Source organism: Rhodococcus sp. 105337 (genome assembly GCF_012844225.1).
Lineage (GTDB): Bacteria > Actinomycetota > Actinomycetes > Mycobacteriales > Mycobacteriaceae > Rhodococcus.
In genome coordinates this window covers 1-22,234 of record NZ_JABAGQ010000009.1, presented here as the reverse complement: position 1 = coordinate 22,234, position 22,234 = coordinate 1, and the positions used below count along the sequence as shown (strand labels likewise).

The following is a 22,234-nucleotide window of genomic DNA, read 5'->3' as shown; positions in this document are numbered from 1 at the left end:
AGGTTCGCGACTCATGCGCTCCACACAGGGTCCACCGGAACGCACCTGTAAGGGTGCAGGTGGTGCCGAGTTCAGGCCGTCACGCAGTCCTCCGCGACGAGATCTGCCAGGCGCGGACGTGGAATCCGACTCGCCGGAGCAACGGTTGTAACGCACATCGAGTCCCATACGACACTCCTGTGTCCGGCAGTAACGGGGTGGGGAGGTTCTGGGGTTGAGGCGTCAGTGGTGGACTCGGAGGACGTGTCCACTGGTTGGTAAAGTCCGCTCTGACTTGCGCGACCCTCGTTCGGCCGCGATTCGAACCGAGAAATAGGCGGTGACGTGGCACAGAGCGATGATCGCTGGGTCGAGGTCTCGAAGTCGGCGTTCGCGCACGAGACCGACGGTCTGGCGATGCTTCGGTACATCGTGCCCAAGGCGTCCCCTTACCGCGCGTGGACGAACTTCGAGTTCATGGACAACCACGGACAGTGGCACGAGATCGACGCGCTGGTTCTCGGCCGGCGCCGACTGCATTTGGTCGAACTCAAGCACTACACCGGCGTCCTGCAGGGCACAGAGACCAGCTGGGTGCGCACCACCCTCGGCGGCAAGACCCGTACCCAGCGCTCCCCGCTGCTGGTTACTCGCCGCAAGGCCCAGCGGTTGGCGACACGGATCGAGGAAGAGGCCCGCAAGGTTGCTCAGCAAGCGGGCCTGAACGCAGAGAAGGTGCGTCGCGCTCTGCCGTTCGTGCAGGAGTCCGTGTTCCTTCATGGCGCCCCTTTCAAGGTCGACATGCCGGACCTGGCGAAGTCGGGGCTGTTCGGCCCGGACGGGTTCGAGGACGAGACGGGTCTGCCCGGCATCTCGACCCGGCTACTGGAGCCGCCCACCGAGACCAAGCGCGTGGACGAGGACCTGTCGGTCATCATCGCCCTCGCACTGAAGAACCTGGGCATCGCACGCCGCACCGAACGCGACGCGGGGTCGTGGACGATCACCGGCACCCCCCTGGCCAGCGGCGACGACTGGCAGGAATGGGCCGCCACCCACAAGGGCACAGACGAACGCGCACGCGCGCGGATCGTTTCGTTCCACCGCGGTACCCCGGTGCAGGCACGGGCGGCGTCGCACCGACGAATGCAACGGGAGTTCTCGCTGCTCTCCTCGCTGCGGCACGACGCGATTGTCGCGCCTCGTGATCTGGTTCAGGACGACGACGGCAACACCGTCATCGTTTACCCGGACATCCCCGGCTACGAACCCCTTGATCTAGCCCTGGCGACGCGCACCCTCACCGCGGAGCAGCAACTGCTGATTCTCACCCAGACCGCCGAGGCCGTCGCCTACGCGCACCGCAATCACGTCGCACACCGAGGCCTGGGTCCGAGCACCGTGCTCGTCCACACCGATGCTCTCGATCGAGGCGAGGTACGCGTGCGTCTCGCCGACTGGTCGTGGGCCGGTCGCGTGCATACAGGAGATACCCGATCCGCGACGATGCTCGGCACCGCGGTCGCGCCGGGCAGTGCCCCGGCCGATGCCGTCTACCAGGCCCCGGAGGATCGATGGGCCCCGGACGCCGACCGGCTCGCGCTGGACGTGTTCTCCCTCGGGGCGCTCGCTTACTACTTGCTTTCGGGTGGGCAGGCACCGGCCCGCGACCGTGCCGCGTTGCTCGAACGACTGCGGCTCGAACAGGGCCTGGATCTGGCAGCCTCGGGAGGCGGGTTCGTCGACGAGACGTTGCGCGCGCTCGTGTTGCAGGCGACAGCTCCGTCGGTATCGGCGCGCATGAAGACGGATCGCAAGACCGGCCGTCCCGAGTTCGGTGCGCAGCAGTTTGTCGCCGCACTTTCCGACTACCGGCACGACCGATTGGCCACGTCGGCGGCTCCGGAGGCGGATCCGCTCAATCCCGCTCCTGGTGCGCTCCTCGGCGGCCGCTTCGACGTGGTGCGAGTGCTGGGCGCCGGTTCCACTGCACGCGGCGTGCTGGTCACCGACCGGGAGCACGACGACCAACTGCGGGTACTCAAGGTGGGACTTGACGACGCCGCCACCTCTCGCCTCCACGATGAGGCACTGGTCCTTACCGAGCTGGCCCGCCAGTCCCCGCCGGTGCCCGGCGTGGTGGAGCTCATCGAAGGACCGATCGAGCTCGCGCACCGCACAGCGCTGCTGCTGAGCAACTGCGGCGAGCAGACACTCGCAGACGTCGTGCGCTACACCCCGCTCGGGGAAACGCAGCTGCGAAGCTGGGGCAAGGAGTTGCTGGACGTGGTGGTCGCGCTCGACGCGGCCGGCATCACCCACCGTGACCTCAAACCCTCCAATCTGGGTTTGGCAAAGCCCGAAGGCAAAGCCAAGGCGAAAGCCAGGCTCGCGCTGTTCGACTTCTCGTTGTCACGCGCCCCCGTCGAGCAGATCGACGCAGGTACTCCGCCATATCGGGATCCATTCTTGGGCACCGGCATTCGCACCTCCTATGACTCCGCGGCGGAGCGATACTCGGCGGCCGTGGTGTTGTACGAGATGGCAACGTCCGGAACTCCCGTATACGGGGACGGTTTGAGCGACCCACGTGTTCTCGACGACGACGTTTCCGTCTCGGCGGAAGACTTCACTGCAGGAGGCGTGAGCGCCGCCCGCGCCGATGCGCTCGCGGACTTCTTCCGGACCGCGTTGGCACGCGACGTGAAAAAGCGGTTCGATACCGCCGCTACCATGCGGGACGCCTGGACCGCAGTCTTCAAGGCGCAGACGATCGAACCGGCATCGACACCGAAGAAAAAGCCCGCCCCGCCGCCCGTTCCGGAACCCGTGCAACCCATCGGTTCCGCAGCGACGTACACCTCGCTCGCGACGCTGGCAGACGAGTTCGCTCGCGCAGCCGCGACGAAGCCTTCGGCGATCCGTCGACAGGTAGTGGAGCTGGTTCTCGGGTCGCATCCGAACAGCACCGACGATCCGTTCATGACCTATCAGATGGTGGCACCGCGCGCCGGAGTTTCCTCGGGTCGCATCGCCCAGATCTTCGGTGAGTTCCCGTCGCTGTGGGCAAAGAACCCGCAGCTCGCGGCGACCGTGGAGGACTTGTACGGGCGCATGCTTACGCTGCTCGAATTGTCCGGTGGTGCTTCGACGCCGGATTTGCTTGCTCAGAAACTCGCCGGCGCGCTCCACACCGACGGGGTCGAGAACCCGCAGCGGACCGCGCTCGGTGTGCTGCGGCTCCTACTGGCGTCGCCTCCACACGGCGAGAACGACGAAGGGGGCGCGGCCGTCGCCGCAGTGCACATGGTGCGGCGGCACGGCTCGGGCACAGTCGCGATGATCTCGCTGCCCGGGGTCTCACGCAAGCTGCCCGCGGTGCTGGCGGCGCGTGCCGAGGCACTGGTGGACGCCGCACAGGCTCAGGGGTCGCTGCTGGTGGCACCTGCGGAGTCCGAGTCGGCGCTGCGCGACGCCACAGCAGCACTGTTGGATGTCGCTGCCGGCGACGTGGAGATCCCGGGCCACGCGCTGCTGCGTATGGCTGCAGCATCGTCGACGCAGGTTGCCTTGTCGTCTCGTGACGAGTTGCACGCTCGATCGATGCCGATTCTCGAGGCGTTGCGTATGCTACTGCGCGGCCTCTCGGCAACGGACTCCTTCGGCCGGTCCGAACTGGAATCGCGTCTCGCAGCGCGTTTCCCAGCGTTGGCGAAGTCCCTGCCCCGCCGCCCGGAGCTCGACGCGGTGGTGCTGTCTCTCGTACCGGACATGGAGTGGAACGACGCCCGCGCTCGTTACCAGTTCGTGCAGGAGCAGGCCGCGGCCTCCTACGTGCCCACACGCCACACTCGCACCCCCGCTCCTGTGCATCGGGAGCACGGAACGTCCGATGTCGAATACCTTCTGGCCTCGAGCGTGCAGGAACGAACGTTCCGGGCTCTCGGTGTTCCTCTGGGTACCTCCGACGCGGTGGCTGCGGCGCTGGTTGAGAGATTCGGGGCAACCCACATCGACGTGACGGAGCTTCTACTCGGTTCGCTGCGATCGAAGGCCGCGACTGCGGGCATCGACTGGAACATGATTCTCGCTGCAGACGCAGGCGCTACCGCCGACCGTGAAGGGCTGAAAGGATTTGTCGCTCAAGCAATTCCGACACTCATCGAGGCGATCTCGGCAGCGAGCGGTCCAGTGGTCCTCACCGACCTGTCGACACTCGCCGCGTACGGGCAGCTCGACGTGCTCGGCAGATGGACCGATCTGACCACCCCGCCTCCACATGCTGTGTGGGCGCTGGTGCCGCAGCGTAACGAGGCTGGCGGGCGTCCCGGCTCGAAGGTGGACGGCACGAGGTTGCCGATCAACAGCCCGGAACAATTCGCGCAGATCGACGACACAGAAGTATCGGCGCTACTCAGCGTCACAGTCCAGCCCGAAGATTCGACAGTAAAGGAGCACGCCTGATGGCATTGGCCACGATCGCCGGAGCCCAGTTGACGGCCGCACTCAAGCCGCAACTGACCCTGCTGGTCGATGACATGCGGGCACGGCTGAACGCCGACACGCACGAACTCGAAAACTGGCGCACCACCCACCGCGAGGCCGTGCGTGAACAGCGCACCGCCACGTCGTGGACCGACTGGTCCGAAGACCAGCTCACCCAGGCCGCCGTCGGCTGGCTGCTCACCTCCGTGTTCGTGCGATTCTGCGAAGACAACCTGTTGCTCGGCGACACCGCGGTGTGGATCGCCGGCCCCACCCCTCTGCTGCGGCAACGTGCCATTGATGCCGAGAACGCCTTCTACCGCGAACACCAGGACTGCTCCTACCGCGAGTGGCTCGAACAGTCCTTCGACGCCTTGCGCCGCAACCCCGCCACCCAGGCGCTGGTCGACGAACACGCTGCGCTCAACATCATCTCCCCGTCCTCAGACGTCGTGCAGCAGTTGCTCGGGTTCTGGCGACGGACCGACGACGTGGGCGAGTTGGTGTGGTCGTTCGACGACGAGAGCCTCTCGACGCGATTCCTCGGCGACCTGTATCAAGACCTGTCGGATTTCGCGAAGAAGAAGTACGCGCTTCTCCAAACCCCGGACTTCGTCGAAGAATTCATCCTCGACCAAACCCTTGAGCCTGCGCTGAGAGACCGCCCGCTCGAAGGTTTCAAACTCATCGATCCCACCTGCGGCTCCGGCCATTTCCTGCTCGGCGCCTTCGACCGGCTCGTGGAACGCTGGCACCGGCACGCCCCGGGCCTCGAGTTGCGCACGCGCGTCGACAACGCGCTCGCCTCTATCTATGGCGTAGACCTGAACCCGTTCGCAGTCGCGATCGCAAAGTTCCGGCTGATCGTCGCGGCGATGAAGGCATGCAACGAACCATCGTTGGTGCATGCCCCGAAGTTCACGCTCAATCTCGCCGCTGGCGACTCACTTCTGCACGGGCCCGAGCAGGATGGTTCGGATTCATTCGACTTTGGCGATCGCCAGCTCGATAAGGACGCAATCGCGTCCAACTTCAGCTACAGCACGGAAGATGCGCCTCTGCTCAGACGACTCCTCACACCCGGTAGCTATGACGTTGTTGTCGGCAACCCGCCATATATCGCTGTCAGCGACAAAGCACTCAATCGGCGGTACCGCGAGCTATACCCGTACTGCAAGGGAAAGTACGCGCTCACAGTGCCATTCATGGAAAAGTTCTTCCGGCTCGCCCGACAGAAGGAATGGCAAGGCGTAGACGCCGCGGCTGGACGTACCGGCTGGGTCGGGCAAATCACCTCGAATTCGTTCATGAAGCGAGAATTCGGCGTCCCCCTAATTACAGAATTCCTTGCAAATAAGGATCTCCGTCTAGTTGCTGACACTTCCGGTGCCTACATACCCGGGCATGGGACTCCAACCGTCATCATTGTCGGACGAAATCAAGGCAGGGTCCACGATACGGTACGCGCCGTGCTCGGTATTCAAGGTGAGCCCGGGGCGCCGGAGAATCCCGCCAAAGGTCTAGTTTGGACATCGATCGTCGAACACATCGACCAGCCGGGTTACGAGGACCAATGGGTGTCGATCACTGATCTTCCGCGCGAGAATCTGCGCCAGCACCCGTGGAGTCTTTCTGGCGGTGGTGCCGTTGAAGTTTCGGCAGCAATACACCAGACCGCAAAATCAGTTCTAGGTGACCAAACCAATGACATCGGGATGACCTACCTCACCCTCGAAGACGACGTCTTCTTGGTGCCCCCTAGGTCACCACTCGGGCGACAACTCGCTGAAGATACTGTGCCGGTGGTTCTCGGCGACGAAGTCCGCGACTACTCAATCGACTATCAGAGCCACGGCCTCGCACCCGTCTCATGGTCTGGCCAGGACAGAGAACCCTCCGCCCCTACAGCGAGATACCTATGGCAGCACCGAACTCGACTCGCTCGACGGCTCTACTTCGGACAGGTGCCCTCCGAGCGGGGTCTGCGATGGTTCGACATCGGTATGTTCTTTGCCCGACGCCACGCAACCCCCTTCTCCATCACTTTCGCGTTCGTCGCCACCCACAACCACTTCGTGCTCGACCGTGGCGGCAAGGTGTTCAAGCAGTCCGCGCCGGTGATCAAGTTGCCGGAGGGGGCGAGCGAGGACGATCACCTGCGGCTGCTGGGTACCCTCAACAGCTCGACCGCGTGCTTCTGGCTCAAGCAGAACAGCCACGATAAGGGCCGTCCTGGGGCAGAGGCAGCCGGGGCCGACGAACCGTGGGAGCGCCGATTCGAGTTCACCGGCACCACCCTCCAGGACTACCCGTTGACGGCCGACGCTCCCCTTGAGCGTGCCCGTTACCTCGACACACTGGCTCGGCAGCTTGCCACACAGGAACCACCCGCAATGATCGAAGCCCGGGGTGTGTGCCGCACCGTTATCAATAACGCCCGCGCTGAACATGCTCAAATCCGCGCTCAGATGGTCGCCGAGCAAGAAGAGCTCGACTGGGAGGTCTACCACCAATATGGCCTGATCGACAAAGACCTTACGATGCCTGTCGGGCGAGCACCCGGTGTGGCACCTGCGGAGCGCACTTTTGCGATCCTGCTCGCTCGAAAGGTCGCAGCAGGTGAAATCGAGACCAGCTGGTTCGACCACCACAATCATAAATTCAGCCCCATCACCGAGATTCCTACGCACTGGCCTACCGAGTACCGGGAACTCGTCGAAAAGCGCATAGCCGTTATCGAATCCAACCCGTTCATTCGTTTGCTGGAGCGCCCCGAATACAAGCGCCGTTGGGCCGGTGATTCGTGGGACGTGAAGCTGCAGCGTGCCCTGCGAGACTGGCTGCTCGACAAACTCGAAGACCCGACTCTGTGGTTCACGCCGCACGGCACGCCGCTGCCCCGCTCCGTCAGCGAACTGGCCGGACACGTCGAGAAGAATCCGGAGTTCATCGAAGCCCTGGATCTGTGGGCAGGCCAGAAGGACGCACCGGTCACCGCTACTCTCGTCAAGCTGCTCGCCGACCAAGCCGTCCCCTACCTCGCCGCACTGCGCTATAAGGACTCCGGGCTGCGCAAGCGCGCCGAATGGGAGAGGGTGTGGGACTTGCAGCGTGACGAAGACGCGGGGCTGATCAAAGCCACCGACATCCCCGTACCCCCGAAGTACACCAACGCGGACTTCCTCAAATCGTCGTACTGGTCGCATCGCGGCAAGCTCGATGTGCCGAAAGAACGGTTCATCGCCTACCCCCACGCCGGGCGCGCCACCGACCCGACCCCGCTGCTCGGATGGGCAGGCTGGAACCATGCTCAGCAGGGTTTGGCGCTCGCCACCATCTATGCCATGCGCGAGTCCGAGGGCACACCGTTGACCGCATTGGTGCCTGTCGTCGCGGGCATCGCCGAGGTGCTGCCCTGGGTCAAACAGTGGCACGCCGGTGTCGACCCGAATCTCGGGGTCGACCTCGCCGAGTACCTGACGGCCCAACTCGCCGAGAAATCCGCCGCGGTCGGTGTTCCGGTGCAAGATCTGCCGGCGTGGCGACCCGAAAAGAAGACCCGCGGCCGCAAGGCAGCAACCGGAAAGGCAGGCCAGTAGTGTTCCCCGGCGCCTCGACTCCCGCGCGCACCTTGCGCGAGACATTCGACATCCCCGAATCACACGGCACCAACGACTACGTGTTGCGGCTGTCCGATTCGGTAGGCGAAGACCACCTCGCCGCAACCGTCGACTCGTACGTCGTCACTCCCGCCCTCGTTGAAGCATTCGACTCGGCTCTATCGGTAGTCGACGAGGCACTGCGCTCCGGTGAAAACAAGGCCGCGTTCCTCCACGGCTCCTTCGGCTCCGGTAAATCGCACTTCATGGCCGTGCTGCACGGCATCCTCGGACACTCCCCCAAAGCTCTGTCCGTACCGGAGCTTCAGCCGATCGTGGCCCAACACCCCACGGTGAACCAGGCGAACCTGCTGCGGCTCACGTTCCACTTCCTCGACGCTACGAGCGTCGAATCGGCGCTGTTCGACCAGTATCTGCGGCAGATCGCCGCTGCACACCCCGACGTGCTTCCCCCGGTATTGCACTCCGCGGGCGGCTTGTTCGGTGACGCCGACAACCGACGCCGCGAGGTGGGCGACGAGAAGTTCTTCGCCGCGCTCAACAGCGCCGGGGGCCCGCAGGCCAGCACCACGGTCAACTGGTCCGCATTGGGTCAGTCGACCGGGGCGTGGACACCCGAGACCTACGCAGCCGCAAGCGCTCCCGGTGCAGATCCCGCCGAGCGCGCTCGGCTACAGCAGGCCCTGGTATCCACCTACTTCACCAGCTACTCGCGCAACACCGACTGGCTCTCTCTCGAAGACGGTCTCGCCGTCATCGCCGACCACGCCAAATCGCTCGGTTACGACGGCGTCGTTCTCATGCTCGACGAACTCGTGCTGTGGTTGACGTTCCTCATCACCGAACGCGAACGTTTCAACGCCGAGGTTCAGAAGATCACCAAGCTGGTCGAGACCAGCAGGGGGCGCCTTGCCGTCCCGGTCATCTCGTACGTCGCCCGGCAGCACAACCTCGCCCAGTGGGTCGCCAGCGGCCCCGACGCCGGTGCCATCCAGCAGGCGGTCGAACGGGCATTCGCTCACCAGGAGGGACGGTTCGGGCTCGTCACCCTCGGCGATGAGAACCTCCCCTACATCGCCCACAAGCGGCTGCTGCAGCCGCGGGACGCCGAGGCCAAAGCCGCCCTCGACGCCGCGTTTGCTCGTCTCGACCGCAGCCCGCAGGTATGGGATGTGCTCCTGGACGGTGTCAACACCGATGACCGGCACCGCGGCTCCGACGCCGATGCTTTCAAGCTGACCTACCCGTTCTCGCCTGCGCTCATCGCGACGCTGCGCGAGTTGTCGGGACAGATGCAGCGCGAGCGCACCGCGCTGAAGGTCATGCAGCAGATGCTCTCGGACAACGCCGACCGGCTCACTATCGACAATGTGATTCCTGTCGGCGAGGCGTTCGACTACATCATCGACAGCGCAAACGCGACCCCCATCAACGAAGCCGCCACCCAGACGTTCAAGACTGCGCGCTCGCTGTGGACCGATAAGTTGCGTCCGTTGCTTTTCCGCAATGCGAATGTTCCCGAGTCCACACCGGACAAGGACGTGCCGCCGGGTCTGCGCGCAGATATCCGTATCGCCAAGACGTTGCTGATGTCGGCGGTGGCCCCGAATGTGCCTGCGCTCAAGCAGATCGACGCCGCTCGGTTGGCCTCGCTCAATCACGGCAGCGTCATCAGCCTCATCCCGGGTGACCAGATCGGACAGATCACCGGCAAGGTCAAGGCGTGGGCGGCGGAGATCCCCGAGTTGTCCGTCACGGCAGACGCGAACCCCATCATCTCGGTGACTCTCGAATCGGTCGACTATGAGCGGATCGTTCGCCGCGCCCAGGCCGAGGACACCGACGGCCGTCGCCGCGAGCTGATGCGCGAGATGCTCTCCGAGCAGCTGGGTGTGGTCGGAGCCGACCACACCGTCGACAACGCACTGCTCCGCCAGGTGATCTGGCGCGGAACCCAACGGCAAGTGGAGATCGTGTTCGGCAACATCCGCGACCACGGCTACCTGCCGGACGAAGCCTTCCGGCCCTCGATCGACGGGGCGTTGCGGCTCGTCGTCGACCTACCGTTCGACGATGCCGGCCACACCACCGGCGAGGACCACGACCGCATCGACCAACTCTTGCGGACCGGGCAGGATCGGTTCACCGTGGCATGGTTGCCGAACTTCTTCAGCCAAAAGGTAACTCGGCAGCTCGGCCGGCTCGTGATCCTCAACTACGTGCTCGCCGGGGACCGGTGGGCGTCCTACGCGAACGAGCTGTCCGACGCGGACCGGGCCGCGGCCAGATCGATCCTGCAACAGCAGCAGACACAGGTGCGTGGCCAGCTGGGGACAGCCATTCAAGTCGCCTACGGAGTGGCAGCCGGATCCGGTTCGGCCTTCGCACCCGATCAGCCGCCGCTGCGGTCGCTGCACGCTGGTTTCGCCGTGCAGCCTCCGATCGGACACGACCTGGGCGAGGCCGCCAACCGGTTGATCGCCGACGCGTTCGCCGCGCTGTATCCCGATCACCCCGAGTTCACTCCTGCCGATCAGCTCATCACCCGGCGTCAGCTGAATACGACGTTGACACGGTTGCGGGAAGCCCAGGCGGTGGAAGACGGACGCATCCCCCTCGACCGCGGCGAACGCGACACTGTACGACGCGTCGTCGAATCGCTCGGTATCGCGCGTACCAATGACACCCATCTGCTCTTCGGCCCTGAACATTTCGCGAGTTGGCGCAACCGCATTACGCAGGAACTCTCACGTGCCGGATTCGACGAGTCGGGGGATGTTCACATCGAGGATCTGCGCAATGCGATCGTCGCGAGCGGACCGAAGCGGGGTTTGACCGATGACATGGTCGATCTGGTGGCGGGCGCGTGGGCAGCGCAGGGCAAACGGTCGTGGTTCCTGCACTCGTCTCCCATCACCGAACCGGCCATCGGCGACTTCCGACGTGGCACCACACTGCGCCTCGAGCCCCTTCCGGACCGTCAGGTGTGGACCCGGGCGTGCACTCGGTGGAAGACGCTGACCGGGGTCACTGTCAACGACTACCTCACCGCCACCAACGTCGCGGCTTTCGTTCAGCATGTGCGCGACCACGCAGCGAGCGGACGCGCCGACCGGTTACGTCTCGTCGATGTTCTTACTCGCGCATATGGCTACCTCGGGCTCCAAACCGGCAAGCGCTTCGACCTGGCGCGAGACCTGACCGAGATGCTCGACTCGCAACTCAACCACTTGGACAACATCGCCATGGTCGAGGCGATTGCGAATGCTCCCCTCGCCGGCACAGACCTCGAGGCCGGCAAGTGCCTTACCACGGCGGTCTCGGTGGCCGACGCTGTCAGTCGCTATTCGCTCGACAAGTTCACCGTGCTACGAAATGCGGCAACAGCGGACGATGAGCGGGGCCGCGAGGCGGCTGTGATCATCGATGCTGTTGCGGGCAGCTTCGCCGACCATGAGCTTTCGCGCCCGCTGGCTGGAGCCCTTAGAACCGCTGATGCGGCACGGGATCGATGGATAGAGAAGTGGATTACGTCAGACGGGCCACACCCGCCACCGCCACCCCCGCCACCGCCGCCGTCAGCGGTTACCTTCACCGCTCGTGGCGGATTCTCTGCCGCCGAAAGCCGTCTGCGGGAACTACTCGATGCGGATCCGAACGCCACCTACACCGTCACGATCACCAAGGTGGAGCCGTGACCGTCGCTGCCAGTCTTCCCGAGGCGGACATCGCGGCAGTACGCAGTCTCGTCGCTGGACTGCGCAGCAAGAACTACTCCCACGGAGTGATTGCTCTTGCCGCCGCCCCCGTATGGTCGGGACCGGACGAGATCGACTTCAACGGCCAATCGGTGCGGGTGCGTGTGGCGCCAAGTGTTCTGGCGATCCGCGACGCACTCACCGAGCGACACCGTGCTGATTGGGTAGTGATTCTGACCGATCGTGACGCGGCCGAACTACCTGCTGGTGTGCTCGAACACCTCACCGCCGGACGGCTGTCGAATCTGGATCCGTGGCCGGCGTTGCGAGAGCTGTTCCAGGCTGCCAGGCAGGAGTTTCACCTGCTCTCGCTGAGCAACGATGCCGCCCGCGCCGCCTTGCGCGACCTCGACGGCGTGCGCGCGCCCGCGCCCGGTGGTGTACTGACCAACGATCACCTGTTCGCGACGCTGGCCGACCGCAACTTCGGATTACGCCCAGCCGAGTACACCCCTCACCACATCGCGTTGTGGTCGATGGACGACGCGATCACCGCCCGGTTCGAGGTGTGGCGCCAGCACACGGATCCGGTGCTTCTCGAGCAGTTCTACAGCTGGATCGAGACCCGGCTCGGCCCGCTCGGCCCGGTCTTCGTCGCAGTGTGGCGCAGCAGAGGCCCGGGGCACCTCGTCCCGCTCGGTCTCGTCGCAGCGCTCATCGGCGACGGTAGCGCGGCCGCTGTAGCGTTTCCCGCGGCGCGAGACACCATCGTCAAAGTCCGCACCCTGCTCGAGGTCGAGCTCGGAAATCGTGCCCTCACCGAGCAGCAGCTCACCGCGTGGGGCAACGCCGCCGCACTTGCGGTGTCGGGCACCAACGTTCCCGACGAGGTGCTGCGCCGGGCCGAAGATGCAGTGCGACGCCTGCACGCCGAGCCGCTGGTCGCGCGGTCCGACGTCCTACCGATGGCACTTGCCCCGCGCATTGCGCAATTCGCAAAGGCCCTCGGAGCAGCCGTCGATTCCGATGATCTGGCGACAGCGGAAAACGCGTGGGCAGACGTAGTCGCCCACCGTAGTGCGCACGTCGGCACAGCCGATGCACCACGGAATGTACAGGTCGGGGCAGCTGCGCTGCGTCTGCTCCGTCGACGGAACCTCGAATGGTCCGAGCCTGCCGGTCTGACCCACTGGCTCTCGTACTACCGGCGCGACCTGTCGTGGGTGGACGACGCCGTCAACGATGCATTCGTCGGTGCCGACGACCGAGCCCTGGCAACGGTGGCCGATCGAATAGTCACTGCGGTGCGCAACCAGCGGTCCGAGGCGGATCGCCGATTCGCGCGCCAACTCGCCTCGGGCGGCGGCCATCGCGCCGGCTCGGGCGGCCCGCTCTACATCGAAGATGTGCTCGACCGAATCGTGAAACCGCTGACGGTGCCGGCACCGGGACCCACCGGTGGGCTCGGCAGCGTCTCCGCAGGCGGACCGAAGCCCTCGCCTGTACTGCTCGTGATCGCCGACGGGATGAGCGGATCGGTCGCCAATGAAGTTGTCGCCGACGCGCTGCGGCGACACCGGCCACAATGGCAGGAATGCCGGTTCGCCGGCGCAGACCAGCCGCACGCAGCACTCGCGGCACTGCCCACCGTGACACGCTTCTCGCGCTGCTCGCTCCTGACCGGAGGTCTCGCCGAGGGTGGGCAAGACAAAGAGCGATCCGGGTTTGCCAAATGGTTGCAGCGCAACGGGTTGAAAGGCGCTGGACAGGTCCTGTTCCACAAGGCCGATCTGGATCTGGTCTCCCGAAATCACGCACTTGCCGACGTCGTCCGCGATGCGGTGGACGACACAGAGCATCGCCCGGTCGTGGCGTGCGTCCTGAACGACATCGACGATGCGCTCGATCGGTCCGATCCCATCGGCGCCATTTGGAGCACTGCAAGCTTCAAGCATCTCGATCCACTGCTCACTGCCGCTGCAGCCGTGGGCCGAACTGTAGTGCTGGTCAGTGATCACGGGCATGTCGTCGAACGCCGCGAGCAGCCGAGCGTCCAACGCGGGCAGCAGATCTCCGCGAGATACCGGTCTGCCTCCGACCTCGACCCTGAACCCCGTGAGGACGAAGTGCTCGTCATCGGTGAGCGGGTACTGTCCGGACACCAGCGCGCGATCCTCGCTGTCGACGAGCAAGTGCGTTACACGGGCCTCAAGGCCGGATACCACGGCGGCGGCTCACTGGCCGAAGTGGTGATCCCCGTGTCCATCCTCGTCAACGGTGCGATACCACAGCACCTCGGGCTCGAAGTGGCACCTGCGCCGCAACCCGCATGGTGGGAAACGGCGCGTACCGCACCGACACCCATGGCCGCCCCTCCTGTCGCCGCGGCACCGGTTCCGAAACGCAAGAAGCCGCCAGCCTCCACGAAACCCGTTACACAGGCCGATGCGCTGTTCGATGTCGGCACGCCCGCCGCCGGTCCTGCGGCCACGGCACCCATGGGCCGCGATCGGATCGCGGAGGTCCTCGGCAGCGAGCTCTTCAAGCAGCAGTACGCGCAGTTCCGACCCAAGTTCACCAAGGCGGTCATCGGCAAGTTGTTGCAGGAAATGCTCGACGCTAACGGTCGGCTTGCGTTGAGCCGAGCTGCGGACGTCCTCGACGTGAAGCCGGCACGCGCTCGCGCCGCGATTGCAGTGCTCGCACAGGTACTCAACACCGACGGGGTGGTGGTGCTCTCCGACAACGGCACCGAGGTCGAGCTCGAATCCGCGTTGTTGTTCGAGCAGTACGGGGTTGCGCCGTGACCACGTTGTCGCCGGTCCGTCGGCGAGAGATCCTGCAGGCGCTGCGACAGGGAACCGTTCCTGCCGGCAACCTCGATGTACTTGCCGTAGGCATCGACAGATTTGCTCCGACCGTCGACGATGACCTCGACGCCATCGCCGCCGGTGGATCGGTGTTCAAGGCTGTGCGTGGCGAATACGGTTCGGGTAAAACCTTTTTTGCTCGGTGGATACAGCAGCGCGCTATGCGTCGCGGCCTGGCGGTGGCCGAGGTCCAGATCAGCGAACTCGAAACACCCCTCCACAAGCTGGAAACGGTGTATCGCCGGACTACCGAGTCCCTGCGCACCGCCGCGTTCCCTCCCTCTGCGTTCCGCAGCGTGCTCGACGCTTGGTTGTTCGGTGTCGAGGAGGACGCCGCGACTGCGGCGGGAGTGGACGAAGCGACCGAGGAACAGATAGACGCGCTGCTCGAGCAGCGCCTCGCGGCCGTTGCGACTGTGACACCGGTGTATCCGATGGTGTTGCGCGCCTATCGTGCCGCTCTCGCCCGCGAAGACGCCGCCACCGCGGATGCGCTCGTCGCCTGGCTCGGAGGGCAGCCTCACGTGGGTGCCGCCGCGAAACGGGCTGCCGGTGTTCGGCAAGACGTCGACCACTTCCTCGCCATGGGATTTCTTCAGGGTTTGCTCGCAGTGCTCGAAGGAGCGCGACACCCGGGGTTGCTCCTGGTGATCGACGAGGTCGAGACGCTGCAGCGGATGCGCTCGGACAGTCGCGCCAAGGCGCTCAACGCGCTGCGTCAGTGGATCGACGAGCTCGACTCGGGTCGATATCCGGGGTTGTATCTGCTCATCACCGGTACACCTGCATTCTTCGACGGTCGACTCGGCATCCAGTCGCTGCCGCCACTTGCGCAGCGCCTTCACACCGACTTCACCACCGACGCTCGCTTCGACAACCCGCGCGCTCCACAGATCCGTCTTGCCGGGTTCGACCTGGAGAAGCTCGTCGAAGTGGGCATTCGAGTGCGTGACGTGTATGCGAATGGCGCCTCGGCACCCGAGCGGATTCGCGCGCTGGTCGACGACTCTTACTTGCGCGACCTCGCATCCGCAGTGGCGGGCAAACTCGGAGGGCAGGTGGGAATCTCACCGCGGCTCTTCCTCAAGAAGCTTGTGCTCGACGTGCTCGACCGAGTCGACCAGTTCGACGACTTCGATCCGCGACAGCACTACGCGTTGACGGTCGCGTCGACCGAGCTGACGGACACCGAGCGCGCCGCGGTTTCCGCGGACGACGTGGAGCTTTAACACATGACCGGCTTCGACTTGCTCGATCCGGTGCTGCAGCATCACATCGTCAACTCGCTCGGCTGGCCTGGTCTGCGGCCGCTACAAGACGAGTCGGTCGCGCCGATCGTCACCGGATCGGACGCGATTCTTCTCGCTCCGACCGCAGGCGGGAAGACCGAAGCGGCAATGTTCCCGTTGCTGACCCGTATGCAGTCCGATCGCTGGACCGGTATCTCCGTGTTGTACATCTGCCCGCTCAAGGCGCTACTGAACAACCTGCAGCCGCGTCTGGCGGACTACGCGACGTGGCTCGGCCGCGATGCGATGACGTGGCACGGAGACGTCGGTCAGTCCGTCCGCGGTCGTATCAAGCGCGACCGACCCGACATCCTGCTGACCACTCCGGAATCGCTCGAGTCCATGCTCGTCTCCGAAAGCGTCGACGCGGCAGAACTACTCGGCGGAGTACGAGCGGTAGTGGTCGACGAGGTGCACGCGTTCGCGGGGGACGATCGCGGTTGGCACCTACTGGCGGTGCTGGCACGACTCGAAACGTTGCTCGGACGACGTCTGCAACGGGTGGGTATGTCCGCCACCGTCGGGAATCCGGAGGAGTTGCTCGGCTGGTTGCAGGGTGGCACGACCGCCCCCGGCCGCGTCATCTCCCCCGCAGTCTCAGGCGCTGCAGTGATTCCCGAGATCACCGTCGACTCCGTAGGTGGTATCGAGAATGCCGCAAAAGTGATCGCCGCGCTGCACGCCGGGGAGAAGCGACTCGTCTTCGTCGATTCGCGGAGGCTCGCCGAAGAATTGGGAACCCAACTGCGTCGACGTGGCATCACCACCTTCATCTCGCATTCCTCGTTGTCCGCGGCCGAGCGCCGTGAATCGGAGGAAGCGTTCGCCGATGGTCGCGACTGCGTCATTGTTGCCACCTCCACTCTCGAACTCGGTATCGACGTCGGCGACCTCGACCGAGTAATCCAGATCAATGCTCCTCGGACGGTGTCGTCGTTCCTCCAGCGACTCGGTCGCACAGGCCGCCGCCCCGGTACCACCCGCAACTGTCTGTTCCTTGCTCTTACCGATCAGGCAGTACTCGACACCCTCGGTATGTTGCAGTGCTGGTCTCGCGGGTGGGTTGAGCCGGTGTTACCGACGCCGCAACCCCGGCATATCGCAGCCCAACAGTTGCTCGCCGCCGCGTTGCAGACCCGCCGCGTTCCGCTCGTCGATTGGCAGCGGGCATGGGGATCGCTGCCGCTGTTCGGCTGCGACGGGCAGGAGGTTTTCGACCACCTGCTCGCCGAAGGATTCCTCGAACACGATGCGGGCAGCGCATTCATTGGACCTGAGGCCGAAAAATACTTTGGGCGGCGGCATTTCATGGAGCTGCTCGCGGTGTTCACCGCCGCTCCGGAGTTCAAGGTATGGGCCGGTCGACAAGAAATCGGCTCGGTAGAGACGAGTGTGCTCACCGACGATGTCGAGGGACCGCGCATTCTGCTGCTCGGTGGGCGGTCATGGAAGGTCACTCACATCGATTGGAAGCGACGGCACGTATTCGTCGAGGCCACCCATATCCAAGGTCGCGCCAAGTGGAGTTCGATGCCCGATGGTGCCTCATTCGAGATCGCGCGCGGTATTCGTGATGTGCTGCTCGGTGCAATGCCCTCCGGGGTGACGTTGACGCGACGAGCCATAGCGACGTTGGAAGACCAGCGTCTGCAGCGCTCCTGCCACGTCACCGATGGTGCATTCGTCATCACTCGCGACGATCGGGACGATTGGCGTTGGTGGACGTGGGCAGGCTCGAAGGCGAACCGAACCCTCGCGGCGTGGGCCCCGGATCTAATTCCGCCGCGGCAGCGGATCGGGGCTGAGTCGCTGCGGTTGCACGCCGACCTGACGGTCGCTGATATCCGTGAAGGACTCGCCGCACTACGCACTGGACCTTCGAGGCCTCTCCCGGCGGTGGACGCGGGCGCACTGCGGGGGTTGAAGTTCTCGGCGGCGTTGCCCGAACACCTGGCACGGGCAACCCTTGCTGTCCGTGCCATCGACGCAGCCGGAGCGGACACGGTGCTCGGCGAGAAGACACAGATCGGATGATCACGGGCTCAACACCTGATTGGAGCAGCTGGTTTCCACTGCTGGGGATCTCCCGCACTGCCTCTGTCCCCCGAGTTCCTGGCATCTACCGTGTTCGCCGCAGAGACTTCGACGGTCTCGACTACATCGGGCAGAGCGGACGGAGTCTTCGCGAGCGCTTGGGCGCACTGTCCCGGTGCCACGCGGAGCAGATGCCCTATCGGGACCCGCACACCGCGGCACCCGCCCTGTGGGCGTTACGCCATGCGACCGGCTGTGAATTCGAGACGTCGTACATAACGGTCGCTGGAGATTCGCATATTCGGAAGGGACAGGAAGCGTTGGCGATCGGGTTGTACCGCCAGGAGTTCGGCGCTTCCCCGACCGTACAGTTCGGCCGTGTCCCGAACGGCTATCGCGCCTCATCGCCGAACAACTCACGCCTCGTGGCTGCAGGGGCCAGGTTTCGTGGCGGCCTGTACGTCGGCCCGTCGCTCGCGGAACACAGTGTCGGGGCACCCCCGGTTGGTCCTCTGACCCCCGCGACCCAGAGTCAGTCGTGGTGTGGCCATAACTGGAGTGAGTGGGTAGCGCTGTCGGATGCTCGAAGCACAATCCCCACAAAGGCCGTCGGCCTGTATCGCATCAGGGGCGACTGTGACGACGCCCTGCTATATATCGGGCAGGGCGTACTCCCGAATCGACCTCTCGCGCACCTCGCGAAGATCGCCACAGCCGGTCATGCGCAAGGCGCGACATTCGCCTCACAGCACAGACTCGAAGTCTCCTGGGTTGCGGCGCCGCAGCGACCGGCAAATCAGCTGCTGGAACTCGAGAACGACCTCGTCGCAGCACACGTGCTTCATCTGAACTGTGCCCCCGCAGCGCAGTTCAAGGGTTGATCGGACAGGACATTCAGGTGCACTCAGCAGATTCATGGGCCGCTGCCAACGGGTTTGGACCTCACATTCCCTACACGCCGACGGCTATGTCGGTCCCACGTTCACGCCGTGGTCCCCGCGGGTTGCGCGGCATCTACCTGGTGGAGTTCGCTAACGACGCGTGCTACATCGGCATCTCCGGCAGCGACTGCGCCAGCCGCCTGATTGCCCACGGCAAGACGTACGACGACATCACCGGCTTCCGGCTGCAGCGGTTCGCCGGATCATACTCCGCGTTGAGAGACCGCGAACGTTCACTGATTCACGACGCGGAGAAGTCCGGACTCGTCGTACGGAACCGCGAACACGCCCTTCGATTCGAAGACGAACTTCCGCACGGCGCATCCCGATGCGCAATTTATCTGCGTCGGCGTGGAATACGCCGCGGCAAGATCAAGCACGCACCAGGTGGCGCGTCGCAGCAACAACTGATTGCCCGCGGTCACAAAGCAATCGAAACAATGACGGAAGACCCCGTGATCATGCGTGCCGCGGCCAGTTTGAATCTCGCGCTCATGCGCAAGGGCAGAAGCTCACAGATCCGGTCCCACTGCGCTCAACTGGCCCGAGCAGCTCTGGATGCGACAGTTCTCGACCCCGCCTGAAGCCCACATCACGTCCAATGAAAGCGACCACATGGCAATCCGCGATATCGAACGAAAGCACCTCGACGCTGCCATCAGCGAGTTCGACACGACCGACCGTAAGGCGATGCTCGACACCTACGGATTCGGTGTCTCCACCGGGTATCTCGTGCATCTCAACGGGCGATTCTACGATCCCAAAGCACTCATCGGCGTCGCGCACAAGTATGCGACCGGACGCCCGCTCACAGCGTCCGACTTTGTCACGGACAACGCCCGAGCCCAACTCAAGGCGCTCCGCGTACCGGTCGTAAAGTTCAAGGGGCTGTGGTGGGTCAACCAAGGCGCCAACTACGCAACTGAGCGTGATGGCGGATACGTGTGGGCCGGGCAACGTGCGAAGAACGGGAGGGTCGTCCCGTCCTGGTCGAATGTCATGAAACTGCAGGAGGGGCAACTCGTCCTGCACTACACAAACAAGCAGATCACCGCCGTCGGCACTGTTCACGGGCACCCGCGAGAGGCGACGGATCCCGAGTCGAATCTCTTCGAACAATACGCACCTGCGGGATACCTCTGCCCCATCGACTACAGGGAACTCGCCAACCCTATTTCCGCGTCGGAGTTCCCTGAGGAGCTTCTCGCGACTGCGCCGTTCGACAAGAACGGCAAGGTCAACCAGGGGTATCTCTACCCGATCGGCGACGACCATATTCTTGACGTGCTTGCGTTCCTCGACGCCCGCATACCCGGCCTGCTCGAGGGCACCTTCACCCATCGGACACACTACGAGGATCAGCACTCCGACGAGTTCGCCGGCTCCTACGAATCCGATCCCATCCTCGAGTCCTTACTGCAGTTCAAGAACATCGTCCTCGAAGGCGTTCCAGGCACGGGGAAATCATACGCAATCGAGAACATTGCACGTCAATGGCGTTCCCGAACCGGTCGGTCGCTACACGATTTTGATGGGCGCCCGTACCGCACCACAGTGATGCACCCGAGTACTTCTTACGAGGACTTCATCGAGGGGTTGCGCCCCGTCCCGTCTGTACGCGTGGATGCGCCCGGATATTTCGACGAAGCTCCGGCTCGGGATACCTCGTTCGCAGTCGCCGACGGCTTCTTTGTCGAGGTGTGCCGTGCGGCGGTACGCGCGCCACACGAGGACGTGCTTGTCCTGCTCGACGAGTTGAATCGCTGCAACATTCCGAGCGTCTTCGGCGACTTGCTACTGACACTGGAGTCTTCCCGTCGCGCAAGATTACGCAGTGCCGGACCAAGTAGCGGATCGGCCCACGATTGGTCGGCAACGACGACAGCTCGACTGCCCTACTCCGGTCGCACGTTCTTCGTCCCGGACAACGTGTATGTCGTGGCAACTACCAATACAACGGACCGGTCGGTGGCACCGCTCGACGCTGCGTTACGTCGCCGGTTCGCATTCCACCGGCTGGAACCCGAGTTGGGCGAAGTGACTGCGCCATCCATCTTGTCCTCCGCTGATCGCGAGTTGTTCCGCAGCGGGGCTCGGATTCTGGAGAATGTGAACGAACATGCGTTGCGGCCCTGCCTGGGCCCCGACGCACTACTCGGACACTCCTACTTCTACTCGATTGCCGACGCACTCAATGATCGTTCCCGAAATCCCGCAGACGTGATTGCAAGCTATTGGAGGTACACGATCCTCCCCCAATTGATCGATTCGGTCCGAGCACTCAATGCCGACGATATTCTCGACAGCCACACCCGACCCGCATGGTTCGATACCCATTCCGAGATCGAGAAAAAAGCTCTCGACCGTGCCATGGATGCTCTCGGCGCCCTGGACGATTATCTGGCCCAGTTCGGACTCATGCTTGTCGTCGAAGGCACCGGGCTGGCGAGAGGGGCGCGGATCGCGGGAATCGAGGTCGGCGACCCGGGCTCTGATGACGAGTTGGTTCTCGACGACTTCGACGCAGCGGCCGGTATGGACTCGTGACAGTCACGATTGCAGCGTCACCACGTGGCGCCCGCGTCGGGTTCTCCTCGGCGAGCGTGGACGGGACACAACTGCTGTTGACAGTCGCGCCGAAAGCCTGGCGTCCTGAACATCAGGGGACGCTCCACATGGCGGGACCACGACGAGCGGATGGCCACTACCTCGCAACCGTCTACGAAACCGACCGACTTCACGTCCGTGACAACCCCGACCTCCAAAACCTCACTGAGCGATGCCTACAGCGTTCAGTGATCGAATCAGAGAAGTCGAAACGAAGGTGGGGAGAGGCATTACTCCACCCCGACGTCTCACCTTTACGGACGGGTCTGCTCGCCACACTCCCCGCGGTCGACACTCACGCGGCAACCGATCTGCTCCGATTGTGCAACCGTGTGAATCTGCTCCGGCGCGAATCCGAACCACTTTCAGCCGAATTTACTCGATCACAGCTTCACCGACCTATGCTTTATCGCCGCCTTCTCGACGAGGTTCAACGTCGTATCTCCTCCGCCCGTCGCGGATTTCGCCCGGTTGTTGCGGCGCATACAACGATTCGAGGTCGGGTGGTTCCGGCCGGTCTGGCTCGCTACCACGCCACCGGAGACCCGAGAATCGAATGCCGCTACGCGGAACTGACCGGATCCACTGCCCTACTGGGCATCGTGTGTGCGGCGCTCGACTGGATTTCCGATGGGATAGTGCCCCGTGGAGTGGTGGACTTCGGATCGGCTCTGCAGTAGACGTAGTGATCAACGAGTCGTGCTGGATACT

The 22,234-nt window shown here is 64.2% G+C and carries 8 protein-coding genes; all 8 read left to right on the top strand.

Annotated elements, in window-relative coordinates; all coding sequences use genetic code 11:
* The first annotated feature begins 324 nt into the window (after positions 1 to 324).
* The gene (locus tag HF886_RS14720; RefSeq protein ID WP_346765378.1) at positions 325 to 4,443 is read left to right on the top strand and encodes an NERD domain-containing protein; all 4,119 of its coding nucleotides are present in this window, start codon (positions 325 to 327) and stop codon (positions 4,441 to 4,443) included.
* Positions 4,443 to 8,063 (top strand): BREX-2 system adenine-specific DNA-methyltransferase PglX, encoded by a 3,621-nt coding sequence (gene pglX, locus HF886_RS14715; RefSeq protein WP_169652705.1) that lies wholly within the window; start codon positions 4,443 to 4,445, stop codon positions 8,061 to 8,063. Before HF886_RS14720 ends, pglX begins: the two co-directional genes overlap by 1 nt.
* The gene (locus tag HF886_RS14710) at positions 8,063 to 11,782 is read left to right on the top strand and encodes a DUF6079 family protein (RefSeq protein ID WP_169652704.1); all 3,720 of its coding nucleotides are present in this window, start codon (positions 8,063 to 8,065) and stop codon (positions 11,780 to 11,782) included. The genes pglX and HF886_RS14710 overlap by 1 nt, the downstream gene beginning before the upstream one ends.
* Positions 11,779 to 14,589: a BREX-2 system phosphatase PglZ gene (gene pglZ, locus HF886_RS14705; RefSeq protein ID WP_169652703.1), complete on the top strand. Its 2,811-nt coding sequence runs from the start codon at positions 11,779 to 11,781 to the stop codon at positions 14,587 to 14,589. The genes HF886_RS14710 and pglZ overlap by 4 nt, the downstream gene beginning before the upstream one ends.
* On the top strand, positions 14,586 to 15,881 hold the full coding sequence (gene brxD, locus HF886_RS14700; RefSeq protein WP_169652702.1) for a BREX system ATP-binding protein BrxD: 1,296 nt from the start codon (positions 14,586 to 14,588) through the stop codon (positions 15,879 to 15,881). The genes pglZ and brxD overlap by 4 nt, the downstream gene beginning before the upstream one ends.
* A 3-nt stretch (positions 15,882 to 15,884) precedes the next feature.
* Positions 15,885 to 17,975: a DEAD/DEAH box helicase gene (locus HF886_RS14695; protein ID WP_169652701.1), complete on the top strand. Its 2,091-nt coding sequence runs from the start codon at positions 15,885 to 15,887 to the stop codon at positions 17,973 to 17,975.
* Positions 17,976 to 18,996: 1,021 nt separating this feature from the next.
* Positions 18,997 to 19,500: a hypothetical protein gene (locus HF886_RS14690; protein ID WP_169652700.1), complete on the top strand. Its 504-nt coding sequence runs from the start codon at positions 18,997 to 18,999 to the stop codon at positions 19,498 to 19,500.
* Positions 19,475 to 21,463, top strand: coding sequence for an AAA family ATPase (locus HF886_RS14685; protein WP_169652699.1), 1,989 nt, complete (start codon positions 19,475 to 19,477; stop codon positions 21,461 to 21,463). The genes HF886_RS14690 and HF886_RS14685 overlap by 26 nt, the downstream gene beginning before the upstream one ends.
* Positions 21,464 to 22,234 lie beyond the last annotated feature (771 nt).